Source organism: Mesorhizobium sp. M0166 (assembly GCF_040322255.1).
In the GTDB taxonomy this organism is placed as follows: domain Bacteria; phylum Pseudomonadota; class Alphaproteobacteria; order Rhizobiales; family Rhizobiaceae; genus Mesorhizobium.
This window is the reverse complement of record NZ_JAMYTD010000073.1, coordinates 1-11,754: the sequence shown is the minus strand read 5'-3', so window position 1 is coordinate 11,754 and position 11,754 is coordinate 1. Positions and strand designations below refer to the sequence as shown.

Annotated in this window: 9 protein-coding genes and 5 pseudogenes; 6 read left to right on the top strand and 8 right to left on the bottom strand. The window is 56.9% G+C overall.

The annotated features are described in order from the left end of the window. Window positions 1-574: 574 nt before the first annotated feature. The 6 genes and pseudogenes from NKJ46_RS33760 (at window position 575) to NKJ46_RS33730 (ending at window position 7,013) form a co-directional block, all read left to right on the top strand. A pseudogene (locus tag NKJ46_RS33760) lies at window positions 575-1,779 on the top strand (site-specific integrase). A gap of 271 nt (window positions 1,780-2,050) precedes the next feature. After that, window positions 2,051-2,830, top strand: coding sequence for a DUF5131 family protein (locus tag NKJ46_RS33750; protein WP_352549665.1), 780 nt, complete (start codon window positions 2,051-2,053; stop codon window positions 2,828-2,830). A gap of 28 nt (window positions 2,831-2,858) precedes the next feature. Beyond that, window positions 2,859-4,127 (top strand): three-Cys-motif partner protein TcmP, encoded by a 1,269-nt coding sequence (locus NKJ46_RS33745; RefSeq protein ID WP_352671518.1) that lies wholly within the window; start codon window positions 2,859-2,861, stop codon window positions 4,125-4,127. After that, a complete protein-coding gene (locus tag NKJ46_RS33740) occupies window positions 4,124-5,083 on the top strand; it encodes a restriction endonuclease (protein WP_352549662.1) in 960 nt (319 codons plus the stop codon). The genes NKJ46_RS33745 and NKJ46_RS33740 overlap by 4 nt, the downstream gene beginning before the upstream one ends. Further along, a complete protein-coding gene (locus NKJ46_RS33735; protein ID WP_352671515.1) occupies window positions 5,080-5,919 on the top strand; it encodes a restriction endonuclease in 840 nt (279 codons plus the stop codon). Before NKJ46_RS33740 ends, NKJ46_RS33735 begins: the two co-directional genes overlap by 4 nt. Before the next feature lie 77 nt (window positions 5,920-5,996). Further along, on the top strand, window positions 5,997-7,013 hold the full coding sequence (locus NKJ46_RS33730; RefSeq protein WP_352671513.1) for a hypothetical protein: 1,017 nt from the start codon (window positions 5,997-5,999) through the stop codon (window positions 7,011-7,013). Window positions 7,014-7,220: 207 nt separating this feature from the next. On the opposite strand, the gene NKJ46_RS33725 is transcribed toward NKJ46_RS33730, so the two are convergent. The 8 genes and pseudogenes from NKJ46_RS33725 to NKJ46_RS33690 all read right to left on the bottom strand — a co-directional run. Beyond that, on the bottom strand, window positions 7,221-8,438 hold the full coding sequence (locus NKJ46_RS33725) for a DUF4238 domain-containing protein (RefSeq protein ID WP_352671510.1): 1,218 nt from the start codon (window positions 8,436-8,438) through the stop codon (window positions 7,221-7,223). 41 nt (window positions 8,439-8,479) lie between these two features. Continuing rightward, window positions 8,480-8,668 (bottom strand): 3'-5' exonuclease, encoded by a 189-nt coding sequence (locus NKJ46_RS33720; RefSeq protein WP_352549653.1) that lies wholly within the window; start codon window positions 8,666-8,668, stop codon window positions 8,480-8,482. Between the two features lie 771 nt (window positions 8,669-9,439). Beyond that, entirely contained in the window at window positions 9,440-9,883 is a 444-nt protein-coding gene (locus NKJ46_RS33715) for a UvrD-helicase domain-containing protein (protein WP_352549651.1), read from the bottom strand. A gap of 119 nt (window positions 9,884-10,002) precedes the next feature. Further along, a pseudogene (locus tag NKJ46_RS33710) lies at window positions 10,003-10,158 on the bottom strand (UvrD-helicase domain-containing protein); the annotation flags it as partial. Between the two features lie 87 nt (window positions 10,159-10,245). Then, window positions 10,246-10,638, bottom strand: a complete 393-nt coding sequence (locus NKJ46_RS33705; protein ID WP_352671521.1) for a hypothetical protein — start codon at window positions 10,636-10,638, stop codon at window positions 10,246-10,248. Window positions 10,639-10,724: 86 nt separating this feature from the next. Beyond that, window positions 10,725-10,808: pseudogene (locus NKJ46_RS33700) on the bottom strand (hypothetical protein); the annotation flags it as partial. 251 nt (window positions 10,809-11,059) lie between these two features. After that, window positions 11,060-11,119 (bottom strand): annotated as a pseudogene (locus tag NKJ46_RS33695) (hypothetical protein); the annotation flags it as partial. After that, window positions 11,115-11,754, bottom strand: a pseudogene (locus NKJ46_RS33690) (hypothetical protein); the annotation flags it as partial. The pseudogenes NKJ46_RS33695 and NKJ46_RS33690, both read right to left, overlap by 5 nt.

Sequence of the window (11,754 nt, the reverse complement as noted above, 5' to 3'; positions counted from 1 at the left end):
CGCTAAACACGGGGGCTGCGCGGCGGACACGCCGACGTCACAGCTACTGCCACGCCATTTTTGCAGAACTTGACGCACACAACTTCGCATTCGCATGCATAGGGCGGTGTCGGGCCACGCGAGACAAATCTGCTAATCGGCCCGAAATTTGACCCCTCCATCATCGGGCCGACAAGGCAATCTGTACGGAAGTGAGATGCGCACCGGCAAGCCAAGCGATAGCGGTCTTGCTCCAACTCCCAATCCCCTGCCCCAGTCTGCGCCACACAGCAACTCCGTTGAGTGTCTTGGTGTTCACCAGCGCGACGGTCATATTGCGGCACCCTGCTTTACCGTGCGTTGTCGTGATCCAGAATGACTGATCGTGATGCACAACCATCCCACTCGCTCCGTTTAGATCACGCTCGATCACGATCTAGCATATTGAAGAATAACGATCTTCTGACTTGTCGTAGAGCCGGCTATCGTGGCATATTGGGGTCGGTTTTAGGGGGATCGAAGCTGGTTTTGGACCCAATAACAGACCCCTACTACCCCTCAGCCGATCCCACTTGAAAGTCTACGGGAGACCCCAGTGCCAAGCCTTACAGATGGAGAAATTCGCCGCGCTCTGAAACAGGTTGAGGAGACCGGAAAGCAGCAGAGCCTTGTCGATGGTGAGGGTCATGGAACAGGCCGACTGGTCCTAGTAATGAAGCCAATGCCAACTCGCGTAACTGCAGACTGGATGACCCAACAATGGCGAGACCAAAACCGATTCAAGAAAAAGCTCGGCTCTTACCCCTCGATGAGCCTGAGCCAGGCGCGCGAGTTATTTAAGCGCGACTTCGCCGATATGATCCAAAAGGGCGCAGCATCAAGATCGCCGGTGACACGCGTCCCGGGACAGTTGCTGATACGTCGCGTCGCTCAAGGCGGCCGGCAAACCATCCTGGAAGGAGGAGCCCGACGAAATCACCAATATCATCCCCCAATCTACGAGTGTGGCAAACGATCCATGGCGGGATCACGTCCGCAGCTACATCCGGTCCGCCTACAGCTGGGGCTTGAAATCAGAGCATGACCGCCGCTCGACCTCAGCCCGTCGATTTCGCCTTGTCTACAATCCAGCTGCGGGCATTCCGACCGAACCAAAAAAAGTGGGAACACGCTGACTATACGAGGATGAATTTCTCCGGCTCTATCGCTGGCTGGAGTGCCCGGACGCTCCAGTTCACCCACCCTACACGCGCGCCGTCAGAATTCTCATGTTGACGGGTCAACGCGCCGAAGAGATCATTCAGCCGAACGCATTATCGACTGGTCAAAGACCAAGAACGGAAAACCGCATGCGATCCCCGTCACGAAGATCGCAGCCGACCTCATCGAATCGATCAAACCAAATGAATTTGGTTGGTTCTTTCCATCAGCGACCGATCCATCCAAGCCCGTCAGCCATGGCACCCTCTATTCGTTTATGTGGCGGCAGCGCGATCGCGACGTCATCCCTGTCGTGACGAACCGTGACCTTCGGCGAACCTGGAAGACTCTCGCCGGCAAGGCTGGTCTGTCGAAGGAGATACGAGACCGATTGGAAAACCATACACTTCAGGATGTCAGTTCCAAGAGCTATAACCGCTGGATTATATGCCTGAAAAGCGGGCTGCCATGGCAACGTGGGACAAATTCGTCCGCGAGCTTTTGGCAAAAAGAAGCGCAAGGCCGTACTTATGGAAGCCGCGTGAGCCGTCGACCTCTCGTCATTGCCGGCTGCTTGCGACGAGGTCGCGACCGCACTAAACATCAAACAGCCCTCTGTCTCGAAGATTGAAAAGCAGGCGGATATGTATCTCTCAACACTGCGAAGTTATATCGAGGCCTTTGGCGGGAAGCTCGAATTGACCGTGAAACTTCCGACGCACCCCACAATTCGGCTGCATAGCCTTGGCGATGTTGGCGTCGACAGAAGCGTTCCAGTTCGCACCGTCGCCCGCGGTCGAAAGCCGGCTGACGCTCGATGACAGGAACTGCCTAATGCGCTGGCTGACTCGAAAACGGCACGGGAGACAAGATGGCTGAAACTCAAATCGAGTGGACGGATTCTACTTGGAATCCAGTTGCGGGCTGCTCAATCGTGACCGCCGGCTGCACGAACTGCTATGCCATGGAGATGGCGAAGCGCCTCGAGTCTATGGGCGTTCAGAAATATGCTGGTGTGACTCGCAGAACCGGAAAGCGCACAGTTTGGAACGGCATCGTACGTGAGGACCGTGAGGCGCTTTCCATTCCGCACCGATGGCGCAAACCCCGCAAGATCTTTGTAAACTCTATGAGCGACCTGTTTCACGAACAAGTCAGCGATGAATTCATTCGCGACGTCTGGCAGGTGATGCGTGGCACACCGGATCACAACTACCAGATTCTGACAAAGCGCCCCGAACGCATGGCCAAATTCGCCACCGTCATTGGTGATGTCCTACCCAATGTCTGGCTCGGCACAAGCATCGAGAACGCAGACGTCGTCGGACGCCTAGATCATTTGCGCCAAGCGCCTGCAGCCATTCGGTTCATTTCGTTCGAGCCCCTTATTGGAGCCGTCGGCACCGTCAATCTTCGGAGCATCCATTGGGCCATCGTCGGCGGCGAAAGCGGGAAGGCAGCTCGACCAATCCGTGAAGAATGGATCGACGAAATCCACCGGCAGTGCCTATCAGCAGGGACAGCGTTCTTCTTCAAACAGTGGGGCACTTGGGGCAAAGACAACAAGAAGCGCTCAAAAAAGGCCAACGGACGCGAATATCGGGGGCGGACCTGGGACGAGATGCCCACCGTTCCCCTCACCGTCCCTTGATAAGGCAAATATGGGTTGGGGGGGCGACGTGGTCGAAAAGCAATACGAATGGGCTGATGGCGCAAAGCTCGAGGAGCATTCCAAGCGCAAACATAAAATCCTGCGCGAGTACGTCTTCGACTATCTGACTGTCCGCTGCAAGCTGCCGCAACAGGAGCGCTTCCGACTGGCAATCGTCGACGGCTTTGCCGGGGGTGGGCGATATCAGTGCGGCACGCCTGGGTCGCCACTGATATTCATCGAAGAATTGATGCGTGCGGTCGACGCGGTGAACACACATCGCGCAGCTCAAGGGCTGGGCGCGATTGAGGTCGAGTGCCTTCTGATATTCAATGACGCTAGTCGCGACGCCATCGAATTGCTGAAGACGCACGTTGCGCCGATGCAAGCCGCCATCGCGCAGACATGCCCGAAGTTGCATCTGCGCATCGAGTATTTGAACGATTTCTTCGAGATCGCGTATCCAACGATCAAGATGCTTTTGGAGCAAGGACGCTACAGAAGCGTCATCTTCAATCTGGACCAATGTGGGGATAGCCACGTCGAACGGGATACGATCCTTGACATAATGCGCTCCTATCCCGCAGCGGAGATCTTCTACACCTTTATGATCAGCTCACTATTAGCGTTCCTACAAAAGAACCAACCGGAGCAGCTAAAAGCGCGGCTCGCTTATCTTGGGCTGACAAGCGCGAACATCGATGCGCTTAACGGAGTCATGAGCAAGAATTATTGGCTGGGGACGGCGGAGAAGATCGTCTTTGATGCCTTTCGTCTATGCGCGCCCTATGTCAGTCCCTTCTCCATTAACAATCCGGGCGGATGGCGGTATTGGTTGATCCACTTTGCCAACGCCTATCGGGCGCGGCAGGTCTACAACAATATCCTTCATGACAATTCCAGCCTTCAGGCTCATTTTGGTCGCTCCGGCCTCAATATGCTGTCCTACGATCCAAGACACGACGAGGGCATGCTCTATCTCTTTGACGATAGCGGCCGCGCTTCCGCCAAGAACCAGCTCCTGGGGGATATACCGCGCCTCGTGACGGAATCCGGCGATGCCATGTCCGTCATGGATTTCTACGAGAGCATCTACAACATCACACCCGCTCATGCGGACGATGTACATACAGCGATCATCGAGAACCCCGATTTGGAGGTCATCACCCCAGCAGGCGGGGAGCGACGAAAGGCCAACACAATCAGCATCAATGACGTCATCAAGGTGAAGACCCAGCGAAGCTTCTTCCCTATGTTCCTGAAAGCGGGAACGAAAGAAAAGAGTGGTGGGCAGTGACCGCCCGGCGCCATCAAGATCCTGAATGGCGGGCGTTTGAACGTCTAATTGCGCGGATCGAGGCCGACGCCGGCCCCGCTGGACTCGTCGTAACATCTCCTGATCGCATCAAGTGTCTGGTCACCGGCCGGCTGCGGGAGGTCGATGCGAGCATTCGCACCCGAGCCGGCACTTCAGAGCTCCTCATCACGGTGGAGTGTCGTCGTAGAAACAAGACGCAGGATGTTACCTGGATCGAGCAGCTTGCGGCTAAACGGCAGGCAATCGGAGCAGACCGCACAATCGCAGTCAGTGCGTCAGGTTTTTCAGCTGACGCAGAGGCCGTTGCGCGTCGACATGGCATTTCCCTTCGTCGGGCGTCGGAGGTCTCCGTTGCCGACATCAATCAGCTGCTGAAGCTCGATTTCGTTCTTTTCTGGCACAAATCGTGCGCCCTCGCCGGTGTCGGAATTCGAGCTTTTCGTTCCGCCGAGCCGGACACGCCGCCGCCTAATGAATTCGACTTTGCTCTGTCGGACGGTACCGATCTATTTGCGCCGCTCTTTCGAAACATAGACAACGGGTCCACTTGGTCAGTGAATGATATTTGGCGTGAGGTGCAGGCGGCATTGAACCCCTTTGCCGATATCGAGAAGGGCGCACCGCCAATCATTCGAACGGCTCGAATTCCGTATTACGGCAATGTCACAATCGAGAGGCCCGATGGCTCTCAGATACTCGGTCACGTTTTCCTGGGTGTTGCCTTATGGATTGAGCCGGAGATGGTTCCGATCGAGGAGGCGCAACGGATCGAATATGGATCATCCGAGGAACCCGCTATTCAACGCGTCGAATTCGCTTCCAAACAATCCAAACCCTTGGATTGGCGCATTTCCTTACAGATGCCCAAGGGCTCTACCGACATCGCCGACATCCAAACAGGCGGCAATTGGCCAGGCAGCGAGGATAAATCGTGAGCATTCAAGCTACGGGTCGGCGCTTCAAGTCCCAACCGCCGATCAATTCGGACCGATATCGCAATCCGGACAATGACCCGCGCGGACCATATCTGCTCGCCGATCTCACAATGCGCGGGCTGCGGCCACTTCTCCAGTACGAGTGGAGAGGACGCATCCCCTCAGAAGGCCGACACTGGCGGTTCACATTCGAACGAGCAGAGGCCGAAGATGCGGGCGGCCGGATTGTGTGGCCGGACGATGGCCAAAGCCCCCGTCTCGCACGCTATTTTGCCGATGTGGCAGACGAACGCGAACCACCGCCGGGTCAAGAAGCTGTTCCCGGCGCATTGGTGGAATGTGCCCTGCGTTCAATGTTGCAGGCGCTGGCTCAGGAAATCGTCCGCAGCCCCGATTACCTTGTGCATGTCGAGTGGCGCGACCTCGAACGGTTGCTGGGCGAGATTCTCTCGGTGCTAGGATTTGAGGTTGTTGTAACCCGCCCTGGGCGCGACGGCGGCTTCGATCTCGAGCTGCGCTGCATCGAGTCCGACCAACCAGCGATCTATCTCGTGGAGATAAAGCACTGGACAGCGCCCTCCAGACCAAGTCCTGACATCCTGGAACGGTTTTTCGAAGTGGTAGTAGCAAAACGCGCTAGCCGAGGGCTTCTATTGTCCAGCTCCGGATATAGCGCACCCGCCCTTTCCGGGCGCTCAGAAATCGCACGACAACTTATTCGTCTGGGGAATGCCGACAAGATTGTTGGGCTTTGCCAATCCTATGTCAGGCGTATGCATGGGACTTGGACGCCTACGCACATGCTCCCGAAGATTCTGTTCGCAGACACGTATTAGCCGCGCCCGACAAGGTAACCAAGTTAAGAACCCTAAGCGCCGCTCGGACTGAAGCGCAACAATAAGAAGTCAAGACAATGCTCGGACCGCAGCACCTCACCCACCTGATCAGATACCTTGACGGCGTGGACTACGCTCTATCTCAGCGGATGGTCCGGAAGCATCCGCCAGATGAACCGGCTCTCACCAATGAGCTTTGTGCATTACTCGATGCCGACACCCAACGTGCCGAGGAAAGCCTCCCCTACAGCGTGGACCAACTCAACACCGACCTTGCCGCAATCGGCGACGGCATCGATTTTGAGGTTACCCTCGACACGTATCCACACAACACGGCGATGGAGCGCCACGTCTCACAGTCTGATTTAGGTCTTGTGCTGACCTACGAAAATCGGATCCTTCCGAATGAAAGCTGGTCAACGGCTTATCTCGTTCAAGCGAAGCGGCTCTTTCGAAACCTTCACTCCGGTGAATACGACCAGCGAGCAAGCTTTCAGGCAGCGAACGCTGACCAACAAGCACGGCTGGACCGGCTTTCCGCACTCCTGGGCAAAGGCGCGCTCCGCTACGGTCTCTACTGCCCGCAAACAGTGTCACTTCCAAACCAAACTCGCATGCAAGTGCGCGCACTTCATACGCGAAATCTGGCCGATCAGATCTTCGATTTTGGAGCTGGCCTTGCGCTGAGGGACTCCTTGCTATCGAACGGCGGCATCGACGCGGGCATCTGGCTTCGGTCGATTGAGGGCAAGCCCGCGGGTCTACTTGGGCTGCATGGCGATGCGTTTCGGTCAGCGCTCCCGCTCACGTGGTTCCTTATCGAACATTTCACTCCGCGACCACCGCACGGAGCGTTCGAGGGTTTGACGCGCTGGGGACCCATTGTGTCGGAGCCAAGAGACCACGACCGGGTGAAGCGCATCGTCACCGGAGACCAACAAGCCATCCGTGAGCTGATCGACGAACTTTCAACGGCCGGTGAGGAGCACGAAGCGCCCGGTACTATTACGGTGCTTCCGCGTCATACGATCACAGTCAAGACGACAGTCGGGAAATCGCTACCACCTGATGTCGCACAGGCACAGATCGACTGAGCCGAGACGGGCCCGCGACCTGCCCTCGAGCCCAGACGGCACTGTCGCTCTGAACCGCCATATTCGTGGCGATTTGCGCCACATCGAAACTCTTAGCGTGCTTTGGCCCGAACCGGATCGCGGCATTGCCGCCGATGCATCATGGCCCATCTTGTCGGCTTGGCGACGCCAAGCCTAACCGTATTCGCTCGCAAAAGCCACTAATCATCATTGTCGCCTCAGATCGGACTGCCGTTTCGCTCTTCTGAGCCATGGTCCAATAGATGATACAAGTGGATGCCCTTCCACAAAATCCCAGAAACGCGTTGGGTTCGTTTCGCCCACCAGCACCCGGCGAGCGAAATCACCGACAATGTCTTCCCAAGCTGGGTCACGCTGGGGAGAGCCAAGCGATCCATCGTCGTGGAAAATCGGCTTGTTTCGCATGCTAACGGCACGCAGCCGCACGTCTCTAGAGAGGGCTTTCGCCGATGTAACAACAAGCTCTGACTTCACACCATCTGTCGGAGGAGAGAACTCATCTTTGTCGCTAGCACGATAGGAGTCGCCATCCGCAATCCGTTCCATTCTCCGAAAATCAGAAAGACCGCCCTCTGGTCGCGAAACATTCATCATCGCCTCCAAGAACTCCACGCCGAGGGTGGGCGGAAAATACACGTTCTTATGGGCATTCAACCACTGAAGCTCATTCAAAGCAGTGACCTCGTCAGCTCGAGAAATGGAGATGACATTGATCCGAGAGTTGGTTGTATAGACATTACTGTCATGCATCATCAACGCGAAGCGAGGTGAAATCGGCAGAAGCATCTGCAGCCCAGAACGTGCGAGTCCGATGGCGCGTTGCGGGTGATGTATTCTGGCGAACCAGTTCGTCGTCACAACCGGATTGTCGCCAATGACGAACGGGACATCGGTGTCATTGGCGAGCAGAAATCGCTTAAGGTCGAGCATCAGCGGGCTTAGCGCTAATGCGTGCCCTACGTTGCGATTGGACGTATCGTTGATTTTAATTCTGGATTTTCGAAGATCATGCTCGTCGACACGATTGTACATAAACAGCTTGATCAGCTTTTCCATCATGCCGTTCAATTCTTCTTCGGCGCGCAAGGTTCTGGCTTTCTGAAGTGCGACCATCTGGACGAGATGCCAGCCATCTCGCTCGTCGATTGCTCGCGTGCCGATCATTTTGCGGACCAAGCTCGAAAAGTACCCCTCGACTTGCCCCAACGCCTTCTCGATCGCAGTGTTCTTCCCGTAGAAATAATCCTGGTAGCATTGCTCCTTTAGAGATGCCCCGCGCACGACTTTGGCGGCTGCGATGTTCACCAGATTGATCTGCCGAGGCTTGGGATGTCGGTTCGGATCAGAAGCAAAGTGGCGCAAAGTCGACTTTGGCACGTAGTGTTGGCGTTTGTTGTCAGCCACTCATTTTCTCCGACGCGGGGTTGGGAACAAGCGACCGTCTCTTAATCAAGCTGGCTTCTCCGATAGAGCTCCAGAACCCACGGGGAATGGTGGTGTTCCTGGTAGATCAAACTGAGGTATCTTTTGGGCCGCGTCACCCCGACGTAGAACAGGCGCCGTGCTTCCCTAATCCCTGCCGGAGTGCGGCTATCGCGCTCGCTCGGGATGTCGGTGGCGTTGACGCCATACATGAGGACCGCGTCGAACTCTCTACCCTTTGCGCTATGCAGCTGAGGTTAACGCGACCTGCCCCTTCGACGCGCTCCGCGAAATGAGCAAGCGAAAGATCAAGTCTCGCGCCGGATCCGTGTTGGTGATCATCTCGGTGCAAATTTGCCATTCTTGTTCCGAATTCCGGGCAATGTCGCGCCATGGCATGAAGAGTTCTCGGTAAAAGCGTTGTAGCCAGGGATGCGTCGTCTCCGCCCTCCCAAACGTGGCATTCAGGAACCCCGTAAGCTGCCTGGACAGATCCTGTTCCTCGCGATCGCTGGCACGGCGCCCGAATACGATCGTCTTCGCCTGCGACAGAAGCCGCACATAGAGTGGATCGGCATCCCGCCATCCGCCAGTCGTCCAACGAGCGCAATCCTCGATGAAGCGCGCGAGACGGGAGTTCCTCCTGACGAGAGCGTTGGTATCCGTTCGCGCGAGGGGTATGTTCGCATTCTTAATCGCAGTCGCGACTTTGTCGCCGAGCCACGCCGCGCGATAGAGAACCGCGATTTGCCCGAGCTCGAATCATTGTTCGATGAGCTTTGGGATTATAGTGTCGGCGATGGCTTGCGCTTGCGAGTCACGGCCGTACGGGACGTGCCAAAAGCTCAAGTCTCCCTCAGGGGCGCCCTCGACACCGCGATAATCGCGCTCTTCACCGAGCGCGCCCAACGACGCGCGAATGATCGTTCCGCCCGAGCGATAGCTGAAGCGTAGCCTGATAGTCCGCACATCAGGTCGGCGCGTCAGGCTTTCGAGCAGTTCTGGATTGGCCCCGGCAAAGGCATAGATTGATTGATCGGCATCGCGACGGCGAAAAGCCGGATTCCGCCTTCAAAGCACAAGAGCAGGACGAGCTCATGTAGCGCAAGGCCGAGATCCTGATACTCGTCGACCAACAAGACCGGGAACCGCGCGCGAAGAGCTTCACGGATCCACGGGTTTTCCTTGATCATGCGATAGGCGAGAAGCGGCATGTCATCGAAATCAAGCAGGCCCTGTCGGCGCAGTTCAGCCTCATAGGCCTCGATGAAAGCAGCCAGTTCGGGATTGCGCCCACGCCACTCAGGCCGTGAGCGATCGACGTCGCACTTGCGCTTCTCGGACGCGAACTCCCAACGCCGGTGCGGATCGTCGGCGCCATTGATGGCGTTCCTGTACGCCACTTCCACCGCAGCTCGTGCTTCCATCGTGTCGCGACCCTGAAGTTTGCAGGAAGGCCTACCGGCACACAGCGGACATAGGGACCGATCACCTGGCTCAGCGCAAACCCATGTACGGTGCCGATGAAGGCGCGATCTCCGGGAGTCACGCCGAGGTGGCCGAGACGGGTTTCGAGCTCGATCGCACACTCGTTGTTATAGGTGATGCAGGCGACGCCTCTCGGTTCGACGACGTCCTGCGCCAAAACCCGCGCCATAGCCGTGGTCAAGGTTTTGGTCTTTCCACTTCCAGGACCGGCCAGCTCCCTGCAATGCCCGGTTTCAACGACAGCGGCCGCCTGTTCCGGTTTGCTTTGAGTTCGGCTAACGCCTGAAGAAGCGCGCGATCACTAGACATGAGCGACCAATGCAACGACAGCGTTGACCGCACTCTCGATATAGGCAGGCGGCTTGAGGCCTCCAGTTTTCTTCGACAGGCGCGCGCCGAGCCGGCCCTTGCCAATGTCAGCGATCATCGCAAGCAATTGTGCGGCATCGACCGGCGTACCTGCCCGCCATGCGGCGATGCGCCCAGTTCGCACCGAACCAAAGTCCTGCTCGCTCAAGATATCGAGGAGCGGCTGCAGCAGACCGGGTGTTTTGGCAACGGACACTTCAAAGGTTTGATCGTTGAGAAAGATACCAGATTTTGCTGCGTCCGCGCTAAACGCGGCATGGTCCATTGCTTCCCATTTTGCCAATTGCGCAGGCATGAGGGGAGGCAGGCCACGAATGGTGAGCATGTCTTGCCACAGATTCCATTGAGAGTATCCCAGTCGGTGATAACGCTATAGGGAAGCTTCAATGCTTCAGCGAGCTTCACATAGGGGCGGAAGTTCACACCGCCGACATTGCAGACAGTGATCCCAAGCTCGTCCAACGAATGACCGAGTAATGAAGCGAAGATAGGCAAGAGCGCCTCCTCCGCGTCGCCTTCGATAAAAATGACGCCTCGGGCGAACAGTAGCTCGGCGGGTGTCGCATTGAGGTAGGTTTCAAGGTCGTCGATCTCGTCTGGCGTGACCGGCAGGTTCGCCAGCGAGAACGCCTGGGTCGCCCCGGCCTGCTTCTCAACTGGACGATTGAGCGCAATGGGGTAACCGCAGCCAAAGTCGGCGAATGGCTCGTGACGATCATCGCTTGCGAGGCGTCGACATTGCCCAGCAGCTTCTTGAATACAGATCGCTGGAGTTGCGGGTGAAGGTGCGCCTCGGGCTCCTCAATGCAGAGGAGCGAGAAGGTTCGTTCGTTCTTCTTCCGGCGCCATGAAAAATTCCGCGAGCTTCAGGGCCAACAACGCGACGTTGGCCGAGCCAAGACTGGCGTCCCCAATGCCACGCTTTCCGTTGTCGATGAACATTGCAATCGCCTTAAACAGGCGTAGCGGGTCGGTCGGCGCGAATCTCAGGCGAGCATCGATGTCATGCGCTTTTCCGGAAAGATGGACGATCCCGGCCCGCAACTCATCTTCCAACGTCTTTATCGTCGGAAACGTTTCGAGCGTCTTGGTCGCCTTGTCGAGTTCGGCAGCCACAGCGTCGATGTCCGTGCGGCTGATCCCGGAGACGGCATCCTCGAGCAGAGGGCGCAATGGCGAACTGCGCCAGTTCCCCAACTGCCCTTCGGCGTCGCGCAAAGCGTCCAGCAACTCAATCGCGATGCGGCGGCGAACCCTGCTTGGAAGCGAGCGGGTTTCGTCGCCACCGCCGAAAACGAGAAACTCACAATCAGCACTCGATTGTGGAGCGCCAGTGACCTCGGGCCTCTTGCGGAACACGTAGCTTATATGAGGAGTGTCAAGGCCTTTAGGGCTCCGCTTTTTTGGGTCCGTTGGTTTTACGGTATCCATGGTCTGAGCC